Origin of the sequence: Borrelia sp. MN22-0132, assembly GCF_049201035.1 — a bacterium.
GTDB lineage: Bacteria > Spirochaetota > Spirochaetia > Borreliales > Borreliaceae > Borrelia > Borrelia puertoricensis.
The window spans coordinates 678050-704396 of record NZ_CP138334.1 but is presented as its reverse complement, the minus strand read 5'-3'; the positions used below and the strand labels follow the sequence as shown (position 1 = coordinate 704396).

At 29.1% G+C, this 26347-nt stretch carries 24 protein-coding genes; 9 read left to right on the top strand and 15 right to left on the bottom strand.

Annotated elements, in window-relative coordinates:
• Positions 1-4: 4 nt before the first annotated feature.
• Genes R5397_RS03315 through R5397_RS03300 form a run of 4 tightly spaced genes read right to left on the bottom strand, consistent with a single transcriptional unit; the run spans position 5 to position 4272 of the window.
• Positions 5-1786, bottom strand: a complete 1782-nt coding sequence (locus R5397_RS03315; protein WP_421622887.1) for an alanine--tRNA ligase — start codon at positions 1784-1786, stop codon at positions 5-7.
• On the bottom strand, positions 1786-2997 hold the full coding sequence (locus R5397_RS03310; protein ID WP_421622886.1) for a flagellar motor switch protein FliG: 1212 nt from the start codon (positions 2995-2997) through the stop codon (positions 1786-1788). The genes R5397_RS03315 and R5397_RS03310 overlap by 1 nt, the downstream gene beginning before the upstream one ends.
• Positions 2984-3685 (bottom strand): 6-phosphogluconolactonase, encoded by a 702-nt coding sequence (locus tag R5397_RS03305; RefSeq protein WP_421622885.1) that lies wholly within the window; start codon positions 3683-3685, stop codon positions 2984-2986. The genes R5397_RS03310 and R5397_RS03305 overlap by 14 nt, the downstream gene beginning before the upstream one ends.
• A 20-nt stretch (positions 3686-3705) precedes the next feature.
• Complete coding sequence (locus R5397_RS03300) at positions 3706-4272, bottom strand: SIMPL domain-containing protein (RefSeq protein ID WP_421622884.1); 567 nt, start codon at positions 4270-4272, stop codon at positions 3706-3708.
• Between the two features lie 207 nt (positions 4273-4479).
• Between R5397_RS03300 and dusA the strand changes: the two genes are divergently transcribed.
• Positions 4480-5487: a tRNA dihydrouridine(20/20a) synthase DusA gene (gene dusA, locus R5397_RS03295; RefSeq protein ID WP_421622883.1), complete on the top strand. Its 1008-nt coding sequence runs from the start codon at positions 4480-4482 to the stop codon at positions 5485-5487.
• On the opposite strand, the gene serS is transcribed toward dusA, so the two are convergent.
• Positions 5477-6751 carry a serine--tRNA ligase gene (gene serS / locus R5397_RS03290; protein WP_421622882.1) on the bottom strand — a complete coding sequence of 425 codons (1275 nt, stop codon included), beginning with the start codon at positions 6749-6751 and terminating at the stop codon, positions 5477-5479. The two genes, dusA and serS, sit on opposite strands and share 11 nt — an antisense overlap.
• Before the next feature lie 148 nt (positions 6752-6899).
• Between serS and R5397_RS03285 the strand changes: the two genes are divergently transcribed.
• Both R5397_RS03285 and R5397_RS03280 read left to right on the top strand, forming a co-directional pair.
• Positions 6900-7616 (top strand): hypothetical protein, encoded by a 717-nt coding sequence (locus R5397_RS03285; protein ID WP_421622881.1) that lies wholly within the window; start codon positions 6900-6902, stop codon positions 7614-7616.
• Positions 7617-7628: 12 nt separating this feature from the next.
• Positions 7629-10547, top strand: coding sequence for an insulinase family protein (locus R5397_RS03280; RefSeq protein ID WP_421622880.1), 2919 nt, complete (start codon positions 7629-7631; stop codon positions 10545-10547).
• A 16-nt stretch (positions 10548-10563) separates the two neighbouring features.
• Here R5397_RS03280 and R5397_RS03275 read toward each other — a convergent pair whose 3' ends face one another.
• The 8 genes from R5397_RS03275 to R5397_RS03240 form a co-directional block, all read right to left on the bottom strand.
• Complete coding sequence (locus tag R5397_RS03275; protein ID WP_247065411.1) at positions 10564-10812, bottom strand: type B 50S ribosomal protein L31; 249 nt, start codon at positions 10810-10812, stop codon at positions 10564-10566.
• Positions 10813-10869: 57 nt separating this feature from the next.
• On the bottom strand, positions 10870-12414 hold the full coding sequence (gene rho, locus R5397_RS03270; protein ID WP_247065412.1) for a transcription termination factor Rho: 1545 nt from the start codon (positions 12412-12414) through the stop codon (positions 10870-10872).
• 82 nt (positions 12415-12496) lie between these two features.
• Positions 12497-12904 carry a bactofilin family protein gene (locus R5397_RS03265; protein ID WP_421622879.1) on the bottom strand — a complete coding sequence of 136 codons (408 nt, stop codon included), beginning with the start codon at positions 12902-12904 and terminating at the stop codon, positions 12497-12499.
• Positions 12905-12907: 3 nt separating this feature from the next.
• Positions 12908-13234 carry an HU family DNA-binding protein gene (locus tag R5397_RS03260; RefSeq protein ID WP_011772186.1) on the bottom strand — a complete coding sequence of 109 codons (327 nt, stop codon included), beginning with the start codon at positions 13232-13234 and terminating at the stop codon, positions 12908-12910.
• A gap of 11 nt (positions 13235-13245) precedes the next feature.
• The gene (gene rpsT, locus R5397_RS03255; protein WP_247065415.1) at positions 13246-13503 is read right to left on the bottom strand and encodes a 30S ribosomal protein S20; all 258 of its coding nucleotides are present in this window, start codon (positions 13501-13503) and stop codon (positions 13246-13248) included.
• 73 nt (positions 13504-13576) lie between these two features.
• Complete coding sequence (locus tag R5397_RS03250) at positions 13577-14398, bottom strand: hypothetical protein (protein WP_247065416.1); 822 nt, start codon at positions 14396-14398, stop codon at positions 13577-13579.
• A gap of 17 nt (positions 14399-14415) precedes the next feature.
• A complete protein-coding gene (gene ychF, locus R5397_RS03245; protein ID WP_247065417.1) occupies positions 14416-15522 on the bottom strand; it encodes a redox-regulated ATPase YchF in 1107 nt (368 codons plus the stop codon).
• Positions 15523-15547: 25 nt separating this feature from the next.
• Complete coding sequence (locus tag R5397_RS03240; RefSeq protein WP_421623063.1) at positions 15548-17554, bottom strand: hypothetical protein; 2007 nt, start codon at positions 17552-17554, stop codon at positions 15548-15550.
• Between the two features lie 156 nt (positions 17555-17710).
• On the opposite strand from R5397_RS03240, the gene lnt reads away from it, so the two are divergent.
• Entirely contained in the window at positions 17711-19264 is a 1554-nt protein-coding gene (lnt, locus tag R5397_RS03235; RefSeq protein ID WP_421622878.1) for an apolipoprotein N-acyltransferase, read from the top strand.
• Here the strand turns inward: lnt and R5397_RS03230 are convergent.
• On the bottom strand, positions 19228-19992 hold the full coding sequence (locus R5397_RS03230; RefSeq protein WP_421622877.1) for a hypothetical protein: 765 nt from the start codon (positions 19990-19992) through the stop codon (positions 19228-19230). The two genes, lnt and R5397_RS03230, sit on opposite strands and share 37 nt — an antisense overlap.
• A 69-nt stretch (positions 19993-20061) precedes the next feature.
• On the bottom strand, positions 20062-20664 hold the full coding sequence (locus tag R5397_RS03225; protein ID WP_421622876.1) for a deoxynucleoside kinase: 603 nt from the start codon (positions 20662-20664) through the stop codon (positions 20062-20064).
• Positions 20665-20901: 237 nt separating this feature from the next.
• On the opposite strand from R5397_RS03225, the gene R5397_RS03220 reads away from it, so the two are divergent.
• From R5397_RS03220 to glpQ, 5 genes are all read left to right on the top strand, one after another.
• Positions 20902-21318, top strand: coding sequence for a hypothetical protein (locus tag R5397_RS03220; protein ID WP_247065420.1), 417 nt, complete (start codon positions 20902-20904; stop codon positions 21316-21318).
• 145 nt (positions 21319-21463) lie between these two features.
• On the top strand, positions 21464-22228 hold the full coding sequence (locus R5397_RS03215) for an MIP/aquaporin family protein (protein ID WP_421622875.1): 765 nt from the start codon (positions 21464-21466) through the stop codon (positions 22226-22228).
• Between the two features lie 61 nt (positions 22229-22289).
• Positions 22290-23783: a glycerol kinase GlpK gene (gene glpK / locus R5397_RS03210; RefSeq protein WP_421622874.1), complete on the top strand. Its 1494-nt coding sequence runs from the start codon at positions 22290-22292 to the stop codon at positions 23781-23783.
• A gap of 104 nt (positions 23784-23887) precedes the next feature.
• Positions 23888-25252 (top strand): glycerol-3-phosphate transporter, encoded by a 1365-nt coding sequence (gene glpT, locus R5397_RS03205; protein ID WP_421622873.1) that lies wholly within the window; start codon positions 23888-23890, stop codon positions 25250-25252.
• 106 nt (positions 25253-25358) lie between these two features.
• Positions 25359-26339 carry a glycerophosphodiester phosphodiesterase gene (gene glpQ, locus R5397_RS03200; protein WP_421622872.1) on the top strand — a complete coding sequence of 327 codons (981 nt, stop codon included), beginning with the start codon at positions 25359-25361 and terminating at the stop codon, positions 26337-26339.
• The last annotated feature ends 8 nt before the right edge of the window (positions 26340-26347 follow it).

Here is a 26347-nt window from a genome sequence, read left to right as displayed (position 1 = left end):
AATATTAATTGATCAAAATGCCTCTTATTCTCCTTACCCCTGATGATGAAGCCTGTTCCTTTTGTATCTTAAAAATCCCAAGTTCACCAGTGTTCTTAACATGGGGACCACCACAAACTTCAATTGAAAAACCATCAATTTCATACACACTCACAATCTCTTCATATTTCTCACCAAATAGAGCCATAGCACCCTTAGCCAAGGCATCATCCAGACTCATTACAGTTCGCTTTACAGATAATTTATTTTTTATCTGTAAATTAACCATATCTTCAACTCTTTTTATCTCATCATCCATCATTTTATAAGGATGACTAAAATCAAACCTTAGTCTCTCAGCAGTAATATTACTACCTTTTTGCCTCACATGATCACCTAAGACTAATTGAAGTGCCTTATGAAGCAAATGAGTGGCTGTATGTAACTTGATAGTCTCATATGTACAATCTGCAAGTCCCCCTTTAAAGACTTTATCACCTCCTTTCTTAGAAACCTTTTGATGCTTCCTAAAATGCTCTTCAAAGCCTGTCTTATCTATACTAAATCCATGTTCAGTTGCAAGTTCTTCCGTTATTTCATAAGGAAAACCATAAGTATCATAAAGTTTAAAAGCAATCTCACCAGGAATTAATTTCGATGATAAATGCTGAATTAATTTAATAAATTCTTGTTCACCATGACGCAAAGTTTTAAAAAATCTTTCTTCCTCTGTATTTAACTCAGCCTTAATAAAATCCTTCTTTTCTGTTAATTCTTTATAAAAAGATTTATAAATCTCTTCAACAGGATCAACAAGATCCACTAAAACATGAGATTCCATCCCAAGTTTTTTTGCATATCTAATAGCTCTCCTAATGATTCTCCTTAAAACATATCCCTGTCCTATATTAGACGGAAGAACTGCAAAATTATCAGCCAAAATAAAACAACTGGCCTTAATATGATCAGCAATTATTCGAATAGATTTATCATCCTCTAAATTTTGTCCATAAATTTTGCCAGAAAATTTTTCAATCTTATCAATTATCGGTCTAAATGCATCCGTATCATAAACTGAAGACTTTCCCTGCAAAAATGTAATTGTTCTCTCAATACCCATGCCTGTATCCACACATTTCCGATCCAACTCTTCATAATTTCCATTCTCATCCCTCTTATATTGCATAAAAACATTATTCCAAATCTCAAAATATTTACCACAAGAACATATAATATCACATTCATTAGAACACTTCTCTTTGCCTGTATCTACAAAGATTTCAGTATCCGGCCCACAAGGCCCTACATTTCCAACAGGTCCCCAAAAATTATGCTCTCTTGAGAGATAAAATATTCTATCTTTAGGAATTCCAAGACTTTCCCAAACACTAGCTGTCTTTGTATCCCGTGGAATACTCTCATCACCTTCAAAAACACTAACATAAAGCCTATCTTTTGAAATATTTAAATAATCAGGTGAAGTTAAAAACTCAAAACTATACTTTACTGAAAGTTCTTTAAAATAAGCACCAAGAGACCAATTTCCAAGCATTTCAAAAAAAGTTAAATGACTCAGATCTCCCACCTCATCAATGTCTCCTGTTCTTAAACATTTCTGAACATCAACTAACATATCTCCAGACGGATGTATTTCTCCAAGAAGATAAGGTACAAGCGGTTGCATGCCAGCTGTATTAAAAAGAACTGTAGAATCATTATCAGGAATTAAAGACTTGCCTGCAATCTCACAATGTCCCTTACTCTTAAAAAATTCTATATACTTTTTACGTAGTTCATCAAGTTTCACTAAACAAACTCCTCATTTTTTCTATATATAATTAACTCACCCTTTAAAGTTAACTCCTTAATATAATTAACAAAGGACGTAGTCATTGCTTTTATATCTCTCTTTTTTACCTCTTTCAAAAAAGACTCTTCTTCTAAAATAAGAGTTTTACGTCTTCTTGAAACATTGAAAAGAATTTTATCTCTAATCTCATCACTTTTATCTTTAATAATAATCGCAATATCGTTATCTGTAAATTCTCTTAAAATATTATGCATATCATTATCTGTAATTCTAAGTATTACATTGATATCAAATATTTTTTCTTTAATCTCACTATCTTTAACAGGATTTAAAACTTTCATATCAATATTACTCAAAAGATTTTTTTCATCCTCAGAATCCATATAACTCAAAATATCAACAAGTATCTTAGAACCATCAAGTTTTTCTGTCTTAAGTTTACCCTGTATTGCAAATCTACTCTTGAGTCTATCAGAGATAATCTCAATCATATCTATATTTAACTGTCTCGGCTTGGCAAGTTCCTTAATAAACTGTTTCTTAATATCTTTTTCCAACATAGAAAAAACATATTTTTTCTGTTCTTTGGTTAAATAATTATATATTATCAAAAGTGTTTGAATATTTTCATCTTTAACTAAAACCCAAAGTTGTTCATTCTCAATACCAGACAAGTAATCAAAAGGCAAAAACGGATCAATTCCTGTAACTTTTCTATAAATTTCTTTCGCTTTTGCCTTACTTAAAGATTTATTTAATAACTCATAAGTAAATTTATCATCAATTTTTAAATATTTTTTCTCACTTTTTACTAAATTTTCAAATTCTTGAATAATTCGTTTTTTATCATCAGGGGTAATGTACCTAATTTTCGTAATTTCTCTAGTAATTGCAATTATATCAGCATCATCAAGCTCAGCCATAATTTTTGACGATTTTTCAAGACCAATAGCTAAGAAATATTTTGCTATTTTTGATATTTTACTCTCTTTGCGAATAAATCCTGGCTTCCCAACTCCTTTGCTAAGAGAACTTGAATTGCTGAAACCCTCTTTTTTGCCCCTCTTAATCAGATTGACCCATGACTTAAGCAGAGAACCTTGTATTTCAGGCAAATCATTATGTGACTCTTTTTTGTCAAATTCTCTAAAGGTCTTTCCTCCCAAATTTTTTGCATTCTGATATTTAGAAAGCCTAGGATCCTGCATAGACTCCCTCAATATTTGTAAGAACCAATAAACGAGCATGATCCTTGAAAATTTTAGCTGGACATTCTCTTAGAGAAACTTCCGAACTTAAAAAATTTTCTAAAGCACCTTTTTTTTCATAACCAATAAAGAGTAAAACAGAAGCCTTAGACAAAAGTAAAGACTTAGGGGTTAAGCTCATTCGCTTACTTGGAAGCTTTGGTGCATCATATTCATATTGATATCCTTCCATCTCAGAAAACAAAAGTTTCCTTGAGGGAAAAAGAGAAGCAACATGCCCATCTTCACCAACAGATAAAATGCTAAGATCCAATCTTGTAAATCTAGAATTAAATTCAACATTATAATTATAAATAGACAATGTTTCATCAAATTCACTGTAAATAAATGGATGAAAATTAGAACCACAGATTAAATTTTTCTTCATCATTTTAGAAAAAAATCCTTCTCTCAAAAGCCTAAAATTACTGTACTCACTATTTAAAGCAACACAACGCTCATCTACTAAAAAAAAATGAGATTTTTTAAGAGGATAATTTTGTTCATCAAAGACATTGAGAAAAGAAATAATATTTCGACCACCACAAACTCCAATACTAGTAAAATCATCTTGACTAATATTTTTTAAAAAAAAATCAAAAAACTTTCCCTTTAAATCACTCTCTTTATTAGAACACAAAAACTCCATCACCATTCCTTTCAACAAATTTAATCTAAATAATAAGAAACTGTAGTAACAACCCTTAATATTTTATTTGAATAACGCTCATGATTCTCGGAACTTCTATCAACTGAAAGAAATTCAAAGTATCCTTGATTTACGGTCTTAATTTTTTCTAAAATAGCATCAGAATTACGTAAAAACTCCAAAGCCGCATCCAAGACATTTTTAATAGAATCTGCTAGCATTTCAGGTTTAACATCATTGATTTTATCAAAATAATAACTTGGTTCACCATTACCAGTAAAGAGTACTCCTTTATTGTAAAGTTTAATAATATTTTTGCTTACCTGCTCCATTTTATCAATATCTTTAGTATAAATACCTAAAGATACATATGCATTGTACTTATAAAGAGTATCACTATAGTTTGCAATATGAAAATCCATATTTTTCATGCTCATCTCATCTTCATGAAACCCATAGCTAACAAAAAAATCTCTTATCGCTAAAAAATTTGCATTATTTAACTTATTAATCTCATCTATAATATTTCCACCTAATTCATACCACAAATTCCAACTTGAGGAAGTTGAGAGTACCTCTTTTTTCACTTAATCCCTTAACAGTAATGTAATTTCCATTCTTTATCCCAATATTCTTTATACCACTAGACATGATAAATGAATTTATCACAAAAACTAAAGATGACAATAAAAATAATAACTTTTTTGCCAACATAATTTTCAACTCCCAATTTTTTATAAACCCATAAACAAATATATTGTCAAATTAAACAATTTATTTTAACATATTATGCCATGTTAATAAACCGAAAAATCGCAATAGCACCAATGGTAGCAATTACTGACGAACACTTTAGATATATAATAAGATTATTATCAAAAAAAGTTACTCTATACACCCCAATGATTTCTGCAAAATCAATTATTATGGGCAAGTTAAACACAATTGTAAAACAAACTCCCACTGATTCACCAATTGCAATTCAAATAGCAACAAACTGTGAAAACGACGCCGCAAAAGCCATAGAAATCCTTGAAAACAAATTTAACTTTGATGAATATAATCTCAACGTTGGCTGCCCATCATCTCGTATTCAAGACGCAAAATACGGGGCCTGTTTAATGCAAACTCCAACCCAGGTAGGTAAAATCCTGCAAGCCATGAAAAAAAACACAAATAAACCTATCTCAATCAAACATAGAATAGGCATAAGATATAATAAAAGAGAATATCATGAAACAAACTATAGAGAACTTAAACAATTTGTAGAAAAAATTATAGAATATGAAATAAAAAATTTTACCGTGCATGCACGAGTAGCCGTACTAAATGGATATTCTCCTAAAGATAATCAAAATATTCCAAAACTCAGACATGAACTTGTATACCAATTGAAACAAGATCATAAAAATATATTTATTGAAATAAATGGAGGAATTATCAGTAGTAAAAACATAAAAACACATCTATCTTATGTGGATTCTGTCATGATTGGAAGAGCTGCAGCAAAAGATCCATATTTCATTGCCAAAATTTCAAGAGAATTCTTAGAAGAAAAGGAAAAAATTCCAACAAGAGAAGAAGTATTATTAAAAATGGTAGAATATATCAAAGAATATAATGAACACCTCTCAATTAATATCGTACTAAAACACATAATGAAAATAGTATTTGCAAAAGAAAATGCTCGCAAATTTAGACAAATCTTAAGTGCACCTCTTCCTAGAAATCTTAAAAATCATGAAATACTCTTAAACGCAATTGAACACTTAAGAGAAGATACTTTAAAATCTAATTCTTAGGAGATATATAATCAAAACCTGTATAGTTGACCAAATTCTTAGGTATTCGTACGCCACCTCTTGCATCCTGAAAGTTCTCAAGTATAGCAATGATTGTTCTTGTTGAGGCTAAGGCTGTACCATTTACCATATGTACAAACTTACTCTGATCATCATCCTTATATCTAATTTTAAGGCGCCTTGACTGATAATCTGTACAGTTTGAAGTTGAAGTAATCTCTCCATACTCGCCCTTATCTCCCCTACCCGGCATCCAAGCTTCAATATCGTACTTTTTATAAGCTGGTGCACCAAGATCAAAAGAACAAACATTTAAGACTCTATACGGAATCTCAAGTTCAGTAAAAATTTCTTCTTCTAATGCCAAAAACTCATTATGAATACGAGCAGAATCTTCACTCTTACAAAAACAAAACATTTCAACTTTACTAAATTGATGCACCCTAAAGAGTCCCTTAGAAAATTGTCCAGCTGCTCCTGCTTCTTTACGAAAACAATGAGAAAGTCCTGCCATCTTTAGTGGAGACTTAAGATCTAATATAGTATTATAATAATATCCACCAAGAGTAATCTCAGCTGTACCAATAAGATATTTATCTGTATCCTCAATTTTATAAAAATTACTTTCAGTGCCACGCGGATTAAAGCCAATTCCATCAACTATAAATTCCCTTGCAACATCAGGTGTGATAAATAAATCAAAACCCTTAAGCTTAAGTTTATTTAAAGCAAAATTAATAAGTGCAAGCTCTAAAAAAACAGCTTCATTTTTAAGATAATAAAACTTATTACCGCTAACCTCACATGCCCTTTTAAAATCAAAAAGATCCAAATCAAGTCCAATTTCCAAATGATCTTTTGGTTTAAAATCAAAATTTGGAATACTTCCTGACACTTTTAACACAATATTTCCATTCTCACCATCACCAACAGGAACATCAGAAGCAGAAATGTTTGGAATCCGCTTGTGCTCAATTAAAAGTTTAGATGTTATATGACTCAATTTTTCTTCCAATATAGCAATTTCAGACTTTAAAACCTTTCCAGTCTCTATTAAAGAATGCCTATGGGAATCATCTATTTGTCCTTTCATAGCGTTAGCATTCCCATTCCTTATAGCATTTAACTCCCCTATCTTAGTAACAAGTTTTTTGCGCTCATCATCAAGAGAAATTAACAGATCTATATCTAACTCAAGCCCTCTATCTTTAATATTTTTTTGAATAAGATCTAAATTATCTCTTATAAACTTCAAGTCAAGCATCACAGAACTCCCACATAGATTTAACTAAAAATAATTGAAGTCAAATAAAATAAAATGAAAAACAAATCACATCAATTATTATCATAAATATTATATAATAATTATAATAATAGTAGAATAAACTTAATATACGGAGAAAAATGTCTTTATGGTAAAAGTGTCAACAGTTCAAAAATTATTCATTTTAACATCATTAATAATGATTTTTATAGGGTGTACAAAAAAAACAAAGAAAATAAGCTTTAATGAAATTGACACATTCTATAACGAAAAAGATGAAATAATAATTCAATCAATTCTAGCAGAAGAAGAAAACGAATTTTTTAAATATAAAATTAGAATACCCAAAGTAATAGATGCCAGAACAAAAAACAATAAAATAAAAACATTCAATGATGAAGTTGAAAATTATTCAAATGAAATAGTTAACAACCTAGAGAGTGCTTCTCAAAATATTAAACAAGACTCTAAAAAACCAAGTTTAAACATAGATTACGAAATCTACCATGGATATGGTATTTACACAATAATAGTAAGTGCCACTCAAAAAATTAATGATACATCTATTACAAACCATAGAAGCTATTATATTAGCGATAACGGGGATTATATTTATAATATAGATGAAATCATTAATGTAGAAGAAGCATTTCCCTACTTTACTCAAAGGATTAAAGAAAAAATTGAAAAAACATACCCAAATAAACTACTATTTGATTTACAGCAAGCAGTGATCTACTTTGAAAATAAAAAAATCATAATAAAATTCCCATTTTATGTATTTAATTTAGACAACACAAAGGATACCGAAAATATATTCGAATTTAGTGAAGAAGAAGCACAAAAATATATAAAACAAGGATAAAATAAATCATAAATGAAAAGAAAAAAAATTTTCAACTTAATTTCAAAAACTTACCTAGAAGAATATGATACTGAAGGGTGTTATTTTAAACATGAAAGTGGACTAGAAATATTTGAACTAAAAAATACCACATTTAAAGAAAATGCTTTTGGAATAGCATTCAAGACTATTCCCCTAAATAATACTGGGGTTGCTCATATCCTAGAGCACACGATTTTTTGCGGATCAAATAAATATAGAATAAAAGATCCTTTTCTTTATTTGATGAAAGGAAGCCTAAACACTTTCTTAAATGCAATGACATTTCCAGATAAGACTCTCTATCCAGCAGCATCTACAATCCAAAAAGATTATTTCAACTTATTCAAAATATATGCCGATGCTGTTTTTAATCCATTACTTAAAAAAGAAGCCTTTATGCAAGAAGGTTATAATATAAACCCAAATAACTTTAAACTATCTGGTATTGTCTTAAATGAAATGAAAGGTAATTATTCCAACAAAAATTCTTTAATTAACGAAACTGCCACCAATTCTCTTTTTTCTGAAGGTACCTATCAATACGATTCTGGGGGAAATCCTATCAATATCATCGACCTTACATACGAAGAATTTATAGAATTTCACAGAAAGCACTATACACTAGAAAATTGTAAAATATTTTTATTTGGCAATATTGACACTAATAAAAATCTTAATTTCATTGAAAAATATATAATTAGACCTTATACAAAGGAAAAATTAAATATTAATTATAATATAGAAAAAACCACAAGATGGAATAAAGGTAAAACACTAAATTTTGATATCCCAAAAGAAACTGAAAATACACTAGGGGTATATGCAATAAACTGGTTATGTACTGATATTAAAAATATCAAAGAAAATATTGGACTCGAAATTCTATCAGAAATTCTTCTAGACAGCTCCTGTCAATTCACTATAAACATGCTAAAGAGTAACATTGGTGACGTAATAGCTGATGTTAGTGGCATCAATACAGACATAAAAGAGTGTATATTTTCATTCGGATTACAAAACGTAATTCCAGGAAAAATGGAAGAATTTAAAAATATGGTTTTTAATGAACTTAAAAATCTTGTTAAAGTAAAAATTTCAGAAGAACTAATACAAGGTATTCTCTTTGGTTACGAATTTGCATTAAAAGAAGAAAAAGGCCAAGGATGGCCTATTTCTTTAATGATAAAAAGTTTTAAAGGTTGGATACATGGAATGCATCCAACTGAAACTTTAAAAATCAATTGCTATCTAGACGAGATTAAAAACAAACTAGAGAAAGGGGAACCTTACTTTGAAAATTTAATAGAAAAATATTTACTCAATAATAATCATTATACATTGATCCAATTTAATCCATCAGATACAGTCCTTAAAGAAATGGAAGAAAAAATAGAAAAAAAATTAATGGATAGAGAAATTGACATCAAAAAAAATCCAGAAAAATTTGCAGAATTTACTAAAGATTATAATCAATTTAAAGATTATCAAAAAAAGGAAGATCTTAAATCCGACATTACTAAGCTTCCCTTACTAAAAATAGAGGATTTACCAAAAGAAGTTGAAAAAAGTTTGACTCTTAATGAAACTCCTGAACTTAAAACACATACGTTTGAATTAAAGAAAAACAATAATATCTTCAATGTTCATCTATTTTTTAAATTAAATTTTCTACAAAAAGAAGATTTTATGCATCTTTCTTTATTAAAAAGAGCCATTCAAGATCTATCTACCCAAAATTATTCCTATGTAGATTTAAATAATAAAATCCAAAACACTTTGGGACAATTAAACATATATGAAACTTATGAAGAAGATATACAAAGAAACATGATAAATTTGTTTAACATAAATTTCAAATCATTTAACAACAAAATTCAAGAATCATTTATATTAATTAAAGAAATGTTAATCAACATAAATTTTCATGATTACGATAGATTAAAAGAAATAGTCTTAAGCCTAAAAAATGATTTTAAATCGATATTAATACCCAAAGGACATATCTTTGCAACAATAAGATCAGAATCAAAATTAAATCAAAACAAATATCTAAAAGAACTTCAAGTTGGCATTACAGGAAGAGAATACTGGCAAAAAGTAAAGACAGACATAGAATCTTTAAGAGAACTTGCATCTAATTTAGAAAGGCTAAGGGACAAAATAATTTTTAAAGATAATCTCTCATCATTGCTTATAGGTAGTACTAATGATGTTATTAAAAGATTAGAAAGTGAATTATTTACATTAAGAGAAAGTTTAAGTGAAAAGACTCATATCAATAACCCAATTACAATACAACCATCAAGCAATATCTTAACAGAAATAATCATTATTCCATCAAAAATATCTTTTAACTCCATAAGCTTTGTAAGCTATAAAATAACGGATGAAAATTATCCAAAAATAAACTTCTTAACACATATATTAAAAAGTGGAATCTTATGGGAAAAAATAAGAGTCATGGGAGGAGCATACGGTGCATTTGCATCAATTACAAACGGAATATTTTCTTTTGCATCATATAGAGATCCTAACTTTGTAAAGACATATCAAGCATTTGAAACATCATTAGAAGAGTTAGCTAATAACAAAATTAAAAACGAAGAACTCTATACATATTTAATAGGAGTAATTGGTTTAAGTACAAATATAAAAACCAAATCCATAGAAATATTAGAAAGCTACAAAAGAAAAATGTTAAACATTAGTGATCAGCTAAGACAAGATATAAGAAACGCTTACTTTAAAATAACAAACACAGACATTAAAAATATATCCGAACAAGTATTACACCAACTAAAACAAAAAAGTAGCATTACATCTCTTGTTAATCATGCAACTTATGAAGATGAAAAAGAAAAACTAGAATCATTTATTGGAACAAACTACAAGGTAAAAAAAATATATTAATATATAAGAAAAAAAATTACTTAAGCTTTTTATATTTTTTGTTAAATTTATCAATTCTACCTGCTGCATCAACAAACTTTTGTTGACCTGTATAAAAAGGATGTGATTTACTTGTAATTTCAACTGTAATTAATGGATACTCTTTATTATCACTATATTTAATTGTCTCTTTTGAAGTTAAAGTAGATCTAGTTAAAAACATCATACCATTGGAACTATCTTTAAATATTACTAAATTACTAACAGGATGTATATCTTTTTTCATAACGCCTCTCTTAATTTGATAAAAGTTTAGTCTAAATTTCAAATAAAGTCAATTTTACTAATCTCCATTACTCATGGTCTTTAGGAAAATTTCATTATTCTTACTCTTTTTCATCTTTTCAACTAAAGCTTCAACACCTTCATAATCATCAACACTACCTAAAATTTTTCTAATAAGCAAAATTTTAGAACGCTCCTCTTCACTTAAAAGCAACTCTTCTTTTCTTGTCCCTGATTTTTTAATATTAATAGCAGGAAAAAGCCTTCTATCTGCCAAACTCCTATCAAGAATTAACTCCATATTACCAGTACTTTTAAATTCCTCAAATATGACTTCATCCATCTTACTTCCAGTATCAACTAAAGCTGTAGCTATAATAGTAAGACTTCCACCTTCCTCAATATTTCTAGCAGAACCAAAAAACCTTTTTGGTTTATGTAAAGCATTAGAATCAACACCACCTGAGAGTATCTTACCAGAAGTTGGCATAGTCTGATTATAAGCCCTTGCAAGTCTTGTAATAGAATCTAAAAGAATAACAACATCCTTTTTATTCTCAACAAGTCTTTTTGCTTTCTCAATAACCATCTCTGCAACCTGAACGTGCCTACTAGCCTGTTCATCAAAATTAGATGCAATTACTTCTCCCTTAACACCCCGAATCATATCAGTCACTTCTTCAGGCCTCTCATCAATAAGTAAAATCATTAAAACAATATCTGGATAATTAGTAGTAATTGCATTGGCTATTTTTTGAAGCAAAGTAGTTTTCCCAGCCTTTGGAGGTGATACTATTAATGCTCTTTGTCCTTTTCCAATAGGAGAAAAAAGATTAATAAGCCTAGTGGAAATATTACAATTTTCATATTCAAGATCCAACTTTGAACTAGGATATAAAGGTGTTAAATTATCAAAAGGTATTCTATTTTGTGCAAATGTAGGATCCTGGTTATTAATGCTTTTAATTTTAATCATTGCAAAAAATCTCTCGCCATCCCTTGGAGACCTAATCTGCCCATACAAAATATCACCTGTCCTTAAATTAAAAAGTCTAATCTGAGACGGTGAAACATAAACATCATTACCTCCTGAGAGATAAGAATTAGATGCTGTACGCAAAAACCCATACCCATCACTTAAAACATCAAGAACGCCAGTAAATAAAACATTAATATTATGCTCAGTTAATATCTTAACAAGTAAAAATATTAATTCTGTCTTCTTCATTGTTACCGCAATAGTATGATTAGTACCAAGTCCCTCAACAACTTTCCTGATTTCGGTAATGGGCTTATCATAAAGACTATCAATAACGATAAAATCTTTACCACCTAAAAAATTAATAATGTTGCTTTGCTCAAGAGTCTTAATACTATTTTCTAAATCTGGATCAGATATATCATAATCAAAACCTGACAAGACTCCATTAGATTCTCTCAATTTATCAATATTAGAGTTTTTAAGTCCACTAGCAACAGATTCTTTTTTAGTGACAACTTTAACTATTTTTTTCTTAGAATTGTCTTCAATCTTTAATTCTTTAGAAGAATTTAAACGCTTCATTTCATCCTCTAAATCAAATTCCGCACATTTTTTATTCATAATCTCCTCTATGAGATAAATTTTTAAGAAGGGTATTTTATCAAAAATAATACTTAACCATTAAATAATCAATAACACTAATTCATTGAAAAGTATCTTTTAATTGTGACACTGTAAAAGAAAATAAATCTATACTCTCATTAGATTTAATCATTTCACACTTACCATCAAAGACTATATTATCATTAATAAATATCTTTTTTGTCTTAACATCACCGTATATCTTACAACCATTATTTAAATAAACCTTATTGCTAGCATTAATATTTCCCTTTAAAATTCCTTCAATTATTAACGTATCGCAAACTACCACATCTGTAATAACCTTACTATTTTTACCTATAAAAAGTATTCCACTTTTTGAAAATATCTCCCCCTCAAAAGACGAATCAAGATACAAAGCACCCTCAAACTTTAACTTTCCTCTGAAAATCAAGCTTGAATCTAACTTACAGTCCCATTTGTAAGAATCCTTAACATTAACAGGCATTAACTACCCCTTAATGCCCCATACTCGTTCTTTTAAATCTTTTCCTGGACGAAAATAAGCAACATGATGATCATCAACATTAACATATTCACCTGTTTGAGGATTACGAGCATTCTGACGACCTTTTCTTTTCCTAAGCTCAAATGTACCAAAAGATCTAAACTCTATAACATTATTAAGACAAAGACTGTTTTTAAGCTCTTCAAAAAAAGCATCAACTACAAGCCTTATATATTTTTTCTCTAATTTTTCATTACTATTTTTAATATTTAAAGATATTTGGTTAACAATATCTGATTTAGTAACTTTGGGTCTTCTTGAAAAAGACATAAACTAGTTCCTTATCGTAATAACAAAATACTCAAATTTGATTTTTTACGTGCAGCTTTATTCCTATGAATTATTCTTTTTCTAGCAGCAGTATCTAATTTTTTTGAAACAAATTTAAAAAACTCCAAAGCTTCTTCTTTTTTACCTTCCCTTACAAGACTCATACAACGCTTTTCTATTGTTTTCAACTCACTCTTAACACTTACATTTCTCAAATTTCGCTTCAAATTTTGCCGAGCTCGCTTTAATGCTGATGGATTATTGCCCAAATTAAACTCCTTAATGCAGCAAACATGATAATAAATAAATATACCAACTAATTACAATATAGTCAATCATACATTAAACACACTGCTTACAATATTTATCAATATAAGCAAATACCTTTTGCATAGAATAAGATATTCCCTCATTATTAATGTATACCTTTTTAAGAGTACCTCTATGATTATACACAAAAGAAAAATAACCATACCTGCCAAGCTCAGAAACATGAACAAATATACTGTTAAAAAATTTATAAAAGTATTCTTTATTAGAAAAGATTTTTCTCTCATAAACAGAATCTTTTCTAAATTCATAAAAAATAACCAAATCTTTAATAACTAAAATATCATCTATTAAAACCTTAATACCAATAATAAAAATAAAAAAAAATACTATTATGCTACCAAATGCAATATAACAAACAAACATATTAATTAAAATTCGACTCAAAAACATTAACAAATAAATACCTGAAACATAATACCTTATTGGCAACTCTTCATTCTCTACAATAAATAGATCACTTCTCATAATTTTAAGTTTCCTGAAGAAATTGCTTAAATATTTTTGTCTTAAAAAACAAATTTTTATTTTCCGTTTATTACTTAATCCTAGAATTAATATACTATCTGACAATCTCTTTTCAAACCATACAATATCATTAAAAGTAAAATTAACCTTGGAATAAAATTTTTTACAAAAAATTTTATCTCCTTTACAATCAAGCTCATAAAAATATCTTAAATAAAAAATTATTAAAAAAAGATTTATCAACATTAAAAAAAGAATAAAAATACCAAAGATATTTTTATATAACAACATATAAAATACAGAAAAGCTCAAATTAAAAAGAAAAATAAAAATTAATCTGATTTTATTAAAAAAAAATTCATTCATATTAATAAATATTATATTTAAACATTAAATTTAAAGAAAATTATATCACCATCTCTTACTAAGTAATCTTTCCCTTCAAGCCTAAAACGTCCTTTTTCCTTGACACATTGGACACTCTGATATTCAATTAAATCATTAAATGAATATACTTCGGCTTTAATAAAACCTCTCTGAAAATCACTGTGAATGAGACCCGCAGCTTCTGGGGCCTTCATTCCATCCATAAAAGTCCAAGCTCTAACTTCTTGCTCTCCAGCAGTAAAATAGGTTCTCAAACCTAAAGCATAATAAGTTGTTCGTATTAAATTGCTAAGACCACTATCATTAATTCCCATAGACTCAAGCATTTCCTTTCGTTCACGCAAGTCTTTAATCTCAATAAGTTCTGCCTCAAGCTTAGCACACAAAATTAAATAATTATTACCCTCATCTAAAGCTATATTCTTTACAGTATCTGTATATTTATTACCACAAAGAGAATTTTCATCAACATTACAAACATATATAACTTTTTTAATAGTTAAAAGATTTAAAGATTTAATAAAATTATATCCAAATTCATCAAACTCAAATTCAATTACCGGTCTAACATCCATTAAATGCTTTTCAAGACTCTTAAGCATCGAAACAATCTTCTTAGCATTCTCACTAATCTTTTTATCAACGCTCTTTACATTTTTTTCATTCTTTAAAATGCTTTTCTGTACAGTATCAAGATCTGCAAGACATAGCTCTGTATTAATTGTGTTTATATCTCTTTGTGGATTTACATCCCCATCAACATGAATAACTTCTCTATCTTCAAAACATCTAACAACATGCACAATAATAGAAACCTCACGAATATTTGCCAAAAATTTATTACCAAGTCCCTCGCCCCTAGATGCCCCTTTCACAAGACCTGCAATATCAACGAATTCTATTAAAGCAGGAACAGTTCTTTTTGTCACAATCAAACTAGCAATTCTTGTAAGCCTATCATCAGGAATTTCCACCATACCTACATTTGGATCAATAGTACAAAAAGGATAGTTAGCAATCTCTGACTTTGATGCTGTCAAGGATGAAAATAAAGTAGATTTACCAACATTGGGCAACCCTACTATTCCCACATTAAGCGCCATAACTAAAACTCCATAAAATTAAAATCTAATTAACCAAATACGCAAATTCGCCTCTACCTATTTGTTGATTAAAATTCACCTCAACAGATAGATTATAATAGCCATTAGGTTCTTGAAGTCCTGGATAATCATACTCAAGCAAATAAGTAGCTGTTTTTTGTTTCATCATCAAATCATAAACCCTAGATACTCCCTCATAAGATGAAAAAGGAATAATTGCAGCACCAGTTTCATTTACTAAATACTGTAATTTAGGATCAACAGGATTATTGCCAAATAATATCAAATAAAATCTAATATCATTATTCTTATAATAACTTAAAATAGTATCTATAGAATATCTATTAAAAGCAGAACGACTTAAATTTCCATTACTAAAATAAAGCACAGCTCTTCTTGCACTCTTTGACATAAGCTCAGAACCTGCAAGTTTAAGACTAACATCAGTCTTTACATAATTTGAATCATAAGCTCCAAGAGAATTTGTCTTATGGATAGTACTTACTAAACTTTCAATATTATCTACTAAAGGCACACTTGTTGCATTTATAAAACTAAATTTCTTGTTCGCTCTAGACTTTATAAGAGTATTTACACCCATAATCTGTTCTGACTCATAATTTTTCATAGCAAAAGATTTATCAAAAACAATTGCAATATTCATATCATTGGAAGTATTAATATCATAAGCAATTTTAGGTTTAACAATATAATATTCTTCATTAGCAATCGAAAAATTTTCGCTCTTTAGACCTACAACTGGCAAGCCATTTCTATTACTAACATTAAGTTCAACATAAATTTTAGGACCTCCGACCCTAATTACCCGACGTACATCAACATTTAAACTATCATAAACACTAACATCACTTTTGTAAATCGAAATCTGAGCATTATCAAAATCCGAAACAATCATTTGATTATTAACATCAATAATTGAAGATGAAATTTTAGAATCAATCTTATCTGCTTTTAAAAGCTTAACAAATGTCTTTCTTAAAACACTGTACTTATAAACACCATACTTTGAAGATATAATAATATTATTGCCTGTAAAATCACTACTAAGACCTTCTATTCCCTCAAGAGAAGTTGCAATAGAATATAAATGATTACCACTAGTATCAAAAACCTCAATGGAATTTTTCGAAGTATCAGCAACATAAATATTTCCATTTAAATATGTAACACCTGTTGGACCTAAGAGCCCCATATATCCAACTGTTTTAACACCAAAATGCAAAATAAAATCTCCCTTAGCATCAAATTTACTTACCCGCTTATTGCCCCATTCACTAACATAAATATAACCTCTCTCATCAACCGTCATATACTGAGGAGCAAGCAATTCACCAGCATCAGTGCCTTTTTTCCCAATCGAACCCCTTTTAATACCAAAAGTTTTATCATATATGCCAATCTCATCATTTGAACAAAGTGTCACATACAATAGATTACCAAGTTCAATCACGTCATAAGGAGACTTTAAAGAAGTGATTCCATCTTTAATCAAAACACTAACATTATTATTAGCATCAAAATGTAATATTTCATTTCCTACAAAATTAACAGCATAATACCCACCATATTGATCAGCTTTTAAAGAGGTAATCTGATATCCATTTGGTCGTCTATAAATAGAATTATTAAGAGAAGCAACTTGAATAAATCTTTCAACATCAAGTTCATTACTTAATGATATACCTCTTCTTTGTTCAATTATAGATATTAACTGTCTAAGATAAGCTGCCTTATACCCTTGGGACTGCAGATTGCGCCATTCCCTCAAAGATTCTTCAACATATCCCAACCTATAATAAACATTACCTATCCAAAAACGATAATCTAGATTACTTGGATCAAAACTTAAAACTCTTTTCAAAGATAATAAAGAATCATCATAAAGCCCATTATTATAAGAATTAAGTGCCAATTTAAATTCTTCTTGAGCATCTTTGTTGGTAACTATACCTTGAGAATTTAAAACAAATGTACTCAAAAAAAATAAAACAAATACATTAAATATTAAAATCATTCTCTTTATACTTAAACAAATACTATACAAATTTGATATTGTTATACAAAACATACTATATATATTATACTATGCAATACAGCATATTAATATCTGTAGCACTTAATATGCCATATATTTTTATAGATAAATATCAGTAAAAATAGAGGGAAAATGAAAACAAGATATTTTTTACTAACAACATTTTCTGGGGTGCTTACCACTCTGGCAATTCCAAATGAAATAAAAAACATGGGATATTCAAGTATTGGTCTAGTTGCATACATACCACTTTTCACTGCATTAATTAAAGTAAAAGATAAAAAAATTCTCATCAGTTTAACAATTTTCTACTTTTTAGTAGCTAATAGTCTACAAAATTTTTGGCTTGTATTTTTTCATTCATTCGGGCTAATTACATTCTTAGGAGCTGTATCTGGATATATTCCCTACGCTTTCGTTTTAGGATATTTTCTATACTATGCATTAAAAACTTTTAAGAATAAAACATTGACTTTAGCTATACTTTTCACATTTTATGATTATTCAAAATCAATTGGATTTGCAGCATATCCTTGGGGATTTTCAGCCTTTATGGTAAATAACTTCAATGATCTTATACAAGTAACTGATATTTTTGGGGTTTTTTTTGTATGCTTCATCGTTTACTTTTTTAATGCAGGAATTGCAAATTTTTTAATAAGACAAAACAAAATAAATACATTAAGCGTATTGTTCTCAGTTCTATTAGTAAGTACATCTTTTGCTTACGGAATCATGAAAAAAATAGAACTAAATCCAATCTTAAGCAAAGAAATAGACATTTTAAATATTGCAGCAATCCAACTCAACATTGATCCATGGATACCTGGGAATCATAAAAAAGGAATTCAAACATCTATCAAGCTTACAAAACAAGCCTTAAGAAAACATCCTGATACAGAACTTGTACTTTGGAGCGAAGGGGCATTAGCCTTGCCATTCAATTCTTACAAAGATTACATTTATTATGATGAAGAATTGATTGAATTATACGACTCAATAAATGAACTAATAAGCAACAGCAAAGCCCATTTTGTCATTGGTTCACCTTCAAAACCAGATAAAAGATCATTAACACATCAAAATTCAGTTTACGCAATAAAACCTAACCTTAAGATAGCAAATATATACTCTAAAATATTCTTAGTTCCATTTTCAGAAAAAATACCATTTTATGAATATAAATTTGTAAGAAAATTTTTCCGTCAAAACTTTAACATTACAGGACAAATCAACGGCAATAAACTTGAAATCTTTAAACTCAAAAAATTCAACTTGGGACTCTTAATATGCTATGATGATGCATTCCCAGATCTTGCAAGAAATTACAAAAAACAAAACGCAAATCTACTATTAAACTTTTCAAATGATTCTTGGTCACATACAAATTCATCAGAGTGGCAACATTTTGTAGTAGCAAAATTTAGAAGCATAGAAAATGGAATCAAGACTGTTAGAGCTACAAATTCCGGAATCACTGCTATAATAAATGAATATGGAGAAAATATTAAAAGTTTAGACACTTTTAAAGAAGGATATCTAATATCAAGAATAAAATTGCCTCCAAGATTCACAACAATTTATGAACACATTGGAGACCTATTTATATATGTTTTGGCAATGGTAATTGTAATAATGACACTAAGATTCTATTTTATCGAAAAGAGGACCCATTTATCATCCTGATTTTCAAAACATAAAGTTTGAACATCTCTCCAAAATGGAATATTTCTAGTAACATCATTTTTCTTAGCTTTAACTCTAACACTATAAGAAACATCTGTATTTTTTACAATATTTAAAGATTTGAGGTCATAAAAATCATCAACTGCAAGATAACTTATATCGTCCTCATTAATATCATTTGAAACCAGCTCTAAACTTGAAATAAAATCTGTTTTAGGCTCAATTCTACCTAAAACTTTAACCTCATCAGCCACAACAGAATCAAGTAAATTTAAATCCTGCAAGAGAAGAGCTCTTACAAATTTGCTAAACTGAAATTTAACTGCTTGTTCTTTATATTTTTCTCTCTCTCTATTTGCAATATATTCTATTTTAGGAGCATTTGTTATTTCACTAATTTCAATTTTACTATGAATTATCCCTGGAATATCATCAAGTTTAACATCATCAAATGCAAGGAAGTTAGTCTCACCCTCCAATTTAATCTTAGAATCAATTTCCTCTACAGCAATTTCAAGATTAACTTCTTCTTTCAGTCTTGGATAAATTTCCAAAGCCTTTTTTTGAAAAATTTTCCCCTTTTTAACTTTGCCAACATCAATGTATCGCTGTCCAACCTCATAATAAAAAATAGCAAGTTCTTTTTGTTGCTCATCAACCACAGAACCATTTTTTGCAAATAAACTTATAAAAGCAAAAGAAAAAAATAATAATACCAATTTTTTCATGCTAACCTCCAATAAAATCTAGCCATCCTCAAAAAAACAAAAATAAAACCATAAATCATTTATAAATAATTATATTACAAGTTTATCTTTAATGAAAGCAATAAGCTTGCTTTTATGTTTATCATCAAAAATATTTATGTTATTGTAATCAAAGCTCAATTTAGGCGATAAATCATAACTATTATACCAACTTAAATATTTCTCATTAAGACCTTCAAGATACTCTCTAGGAATGCCTGTCTCAAAACTCCTATTTCTATTTTTAATGCGACGCTCAGCTTCATCAACGCTACAATCAAGATAAATCATTAATGCAGGTTTCTGAGAATGTTCAAGCATATTATCAAGCAAATCAAGATATATCTTATATTCATCATTGGAAATATATCCACTATCATTTAAAAGAGAAGCAAACACACGATCCCCATAAATAGATCTATCAAGTATCCCTCCCTTAGTCTTAAATATACTCTTTATAAGCTTAAATCTTTCATTTAAAAAATTAATTTGAACTAAAAAAGCCCACCTAGACTTATCTTTATAAAATTTATCTAACATAGACAACGTAAATTCACTATTTAATTCACTGTAAAAAGGAATATTAAACTCCTTAGACAAAACATATCCAAGTGTAGTTTTCCCTGCCCCAATTAAACCCTCAATTACAATCACCAAACCTGCCTCCAAAATTTCTAACTAACATTAATAATAATTAAAAACAACATCATTTAAACACATAAAAACATAAATTATTAAAAAATATAAAGCAATAAAATGTTTAAAAAAATGAATAAAGTATTATTAAATTAATATTTTTAAATTATTGACATTAATAGTAATAAAAAATAAAATCTCTAATATACAAAACAATTTCATATACTTTAATGTTTAAATTCAGGAGAATATTCGATGAATAGCAAATACAATCTAAATAGTCAAATAACATTGTTTAAAGGAATAATTAAAAAATTCATAAAGAAAAGATGTAAAAAAATTTTCATCTCAAAAAGATTCACAAATAAAATTAAAGAATTAATCAAAATTTTTAATTTATATAGCACAAATCATATAATCTTAAACGAACAAAAAGGCAATGGTCACAATTGGCAAAAATTTATAACTCATAATCTTATCCCCCTGATAGCAAAAGATTTATTAATGAATAAGAATCTATACTACAAAAACAAATATAAAGAGCATATCAATGCTTTAATATCAAATTTCACAAATTTTAAGATAATAGATATTGAAATATTAAATGAAAAAAGAGCAATTAATCAGCATAAAAAGACTTCTCTTAAGCTTCCATATTTGGCAATAATTTAAAGGATTTAACATAACTAGTACATATTAAAAAAATATTATGAGAGAAAATGAAAACAAAAAATTATAAAAAAATACCATGTAAGTTGAAAAAATTATAAAAAATTAATTTCAAAATAAATTTTAAGTAATATAAAGGGGTTAAAGTATGATTTATATAAGATTCAAAGAATTTATTGCAGAATTTTTAGGTATACTTATTTTACTGGCACTTGGAACAGGTTTTGTAGCAATGACAACCTTATTCCGATCAAACCCTTCTGTAACTGGAGAAACAATAAAGGGAGGCTATACAAATATAGTACTTGGCTGGGGACTTGGTGTAACATTCGGGGTTTATACAACAGCAAGAATTAGTGGTGCACACTTAAATCCTGCCATTAGCATTGGATTAGCTACTATTGGCAGATTTTCAACAGTAAAACTTTTTCACTACATTTCAGCACAAATACTTGGAACATTTTCTGGGGCTCTAATGACATTAATTGTATTTTACCCCAAATGGATAGAAATAAATCCTGAATTTGAAAATACCCAAGGAATCATGTCAAATTTTCCTGCTATTCCTGGGTTTTGGTCTGAATTTATCGACCAAATATTTGGAACATTTTTACTGATGTTTTTAGTTTTAGTTATTGGAAAATTTATAAAAAGAGACACTCAAAATCCACTTTTTCCTTTCATTATTGGATCAATAATTTTAGCCATTGGAATAAGCTTTGGGGGAATAAATGGTTACTACTCTATTAATCCAGCAAGGGATTTGGAACCAAGAATATTATTACTACTAGCCGGTTTTAAAAATCACGGTTTTGACGAAATTACTGTATTCATCATGCCCATATTAGGTCCAATAATTGGCGCTATCCTAGGTGCTAAAGTTTACGAATTTACCTTAGAAGACAAAAAATGATCCTAAATACAATTCAAACTAACATTGGTTATGACAATAATGTTAAGGAGGAAAAATGAATATGAAATATATTCTATCTATTGATCAAGGCACAACTAGCTCAAAAGCAATAATATTTGACAAAAAGGCAAACATAAAAGGATTTGCACAAAAAGAATTTAAACAAATTTATCCATATCCAAGTTGGGTTGAACATAATCCAAACGAAATATGGAGTTCGACATTAAGAGTCATGGCAGAAGCTTTAGCAAACGCAAGAACTTTTCCCAATGAAATTGAAGCAATTGGAATTACGAATCAAAGAGAAACGACAATTATTTGGGATAGGCAAACAGGACATCCAATTTATAACGTAATAGTCTGGCAAGACAGAAGAACAGAACAATTTTGCGATGAATTAAAAGCAAAAGGACAAAATAAAATTTTTTTAAAAAAAACAGGTCTTGTATTAGATGCTTATTTTAGCGGTACAAAAATAAAATGGATATTGGATAATGTTGCAGGAGCAAGAAAACGAGCAGAAAAGGGAGAATTATGTTTTGGAACAATAGATACTTGGATGGTCTGGAACCTTACTAAAGGAAAAATACATATTACAGATTATTCCAATGCATCAAGAACCCTACTCTTAAACATTAAATCACTTAAATGGGACGAAGAACTATTGCAAATATTAGACATCCCAAAATCAATTTTACCTGAACTTAAACAAAGTTCCGAAGTTTATGGAAAAACCGACTCCTCTACACTGGGAACAGAAATCACTATTTCAGGAATTGCAGGTGATCAGTTTGCAGCAACATTTGGACAAGCATGTCTTCAAAAAGGAATGGCTAAAAATACCTATGGAACTGGCTGCTTTGTTACTGTTAACATAGGAAAAAACCCTATTATTAATGAACAACAAACAATTTTAACCTCAATTGCATGGGGAAGAAAAAATTCAATAACTTATGTTCTTGAGGGAAGTGTTTTCATTGGAGGAGCTGTAATTCAATGGTTAAGAGATAATCTAGAACTATTTAAAAAAAGTAGTGATGCAGAGGCACTGGCAGCCTCAGTAAATAATAATGGAGGTGTTTATTTTGTACCAGCATTTGTAGGACTTGGAACACCTCATTGGGATTCCTATTCTAGAAGAACAATTATTGGACTTACAAAAAGTTCAACAAAAGAACACATTACAAGAGCCGCTCTTGAAAGCATTGCATTGCAAAGCTTTGATGTACTAACTGAAATGCAAAACTCAACTCAAGATTTTGCAATAAAAGAACTAAGAGTTGATGGAAAAGCTAGTCAAAATAATCTACTTATGCAATTCCAAGCTGATATTTTACAGTGCAATGTTGTCAGACCAAAAATTACAGAAACTACCGCTCTTGGTTCTGCTTATCTAGCAGGACTTGCTGTGGGATATTGGGAAAGTGCTGAAGAGATTACAAATCTTTGGAAATCAGATAAAATATTTGAACCTTCAATGGAAAACAGCAAAAGAGAAGATTTAATCTATAATTGGCATCAAGCTATTAATAGAGCAAAGGATTGGATTCAATAACATTGATATTACTAATTTGTTAAAATCCAAAGACTAGTATTTCTTAAATTATAAACGTAACATATAAAATTAATATTTGATAAACATAATGGAGATGTTAAATTATGAAGAAATTATTTGATTTTTTAAAACCAGCGCCTCAAATAAAGAGAGTAAACAAAGAAATAGAAGATTCACTATATAAAAAGTTAAGATTGCAAATCTTTATTTCAATATTTATTGGATATGTTGGTTTCTATTTAACTAGAAAAATTTTTTCATTTGCTATACCAAAGCTTGAAAAAGAGGGTTTCAATAAAGGCCAATTAGGAATAGCTTTATCTGGAGTTTCAATTGCATATGGATTTTCTAAATTTATTATGGGAAATATCTCAGATCGAAGCAATCCTAGATATTTCCTAGCACTAGGACTACTGCTTACAGCAATAATTACCTTGTTATTTGGATTATTTTCATGGCAATTACTAAACCCCACAACTGCAATAATGCTAATGTTCATTTTGATGTTTGCAAATGGATGGGTTCAAGGCATGGGATGGCCTGCGTGCGGGAGAACTATGGTTCACTGGTGGGCAAAAAAAGAAAGGGGAATAATTGTAGCTACTTGGAATTTAGCTCACAATATAGGAGGAGGAGCAGTTGGAATAATATCCACTTGGGCTTTGACTCACTTTAAAGAATGGCAAGCCATATTTTATGTACCAGCAATATTAGTATTAGGAATTGCAATATTTATTCTCATTACACTACGAGATACACCTCAATCTGTAGGATTACCACCAATTGAAGAGTATAAAAATGATTATCCTGACGACTATACAGAAGAGGCAGAAAAAGAACTTGGTGCAAAAGATATATTTATAAAATATGTCCTTAACAATAAATTGCTATGGTACATAGCTACTGCTAACGCATTTATATACTTTGTCAGATACGGAGTCCTAGACTGGGCACCATCATATCTTTCTCAAGTAAAAAACTTTTCCATCGAAAATTCAGGATGGGCATATTCCTTTTATGAATTTTCAGCTATCCCTGGAACAATAATTTGCGGATGGATATCTGATAAAATTTTTAAAGGAAGAAGATCTGAGACTGGAATAATTTTTATGACTGCGGCTCTTATTACAACAATTATATATTGGCAACTACCAGAAAATAATCCAACACTTACAACTATTTTTTTAGCAATAATAGGATTTCTAATCTACGGCCCTGTTATGCTCATTGGTCTTCATGCTCTTGATCTTGTGCCCAAAAAAGCTGCGGGCACTGCTGCAGGATTTACAGGATTATTTGGATATATAGGGGGTTCTGTTACTGCTAGCGCTATTACAGGCTTTGTACTGCAATACTTTAATTGGAATGTTTATTTTTATCTATTAATAACTGCTTGCATATTTTCAATAATATTTATGAGTTTAACACTCAAGCAAGAAAAAAAATTAACAATACCAATAAAACAATAATTATATAAACATGGAAGCTTAATAAGTAAATATATTATAATGTAATCATCACAATATAAGGGGTTAAATAATGAAATTAATTAAACCAAAATTATTAATGCTTACAATGAATATTTTTCTCATCATTGCCTGTCAGAGTGAAAAAATGAGTATGACAAACAAAAAATCACCATTAATTATAGCTCACAGAGGTGCTAGTGGATATTTACCAGAACATACCTTAGAAGCTAAAGCATTCGCTTATGCTTTAGGAGCTGATTACCTAGAACAAGACATCGTTTTGACAAAAGATAATGTTCCTATTATAATGCATGACCCAGAAATTGATACAACAACAAATGTTGCAAAATTATTTCCTGAAAGAGCTAGAGAAAACGGAAGATACTATTCTGTCGATTTCACACTAGATGAGCTTAAATCACTAAGTCTAAGCGAAAGATTTGATCTAGAAACCAGAAAACCAATATATCCTAACCGTTTTCCCTTAAACGAATATAACTTTAAAATCCCAACTTTAGAGGAAGAAATACAATTTATACAAGGATTAAACAAAAGTACAGGAAGAAACGTTGGAATTTACCCTGAGATTAAAAGACCCTTATGGCATAAACAACAAGGTAAAGATATCTCTAAAATTGTAATAGAAATTTTAAATAAGTATGGATATAAGTCAAAAGAAGACAAAATTTATCTTCAAACATTCGACTTTGACGAATTAAAGAGAATAAGGGAAGAACTTGGATATCAAGGAAAATTAATAATGCTTGTTGGCGAAAATGACTGGGATGAAGCACCAACAGACTATGAATACATAAAATCACAAGAAGGTATGACAGAGGTTGCAAAATATGCCGATGGAATTGGACCTTGGATACCCCAAATTATCATTGATGGAAAAATAACAGAACTCACAAGTTTAGCACACAAATATAACATGGAGGTTCATGCTTACACATTTAGAATTGACTCATTACCTTCATATGTAAAAGATGCAAATGAGCTATTAGATATATTATTTAATAAAACTAAAATAGATGGCCTATTTACAGATTTTACTGATACAGTAGTGAAGTTTGTAAAACAATAAAACTATAA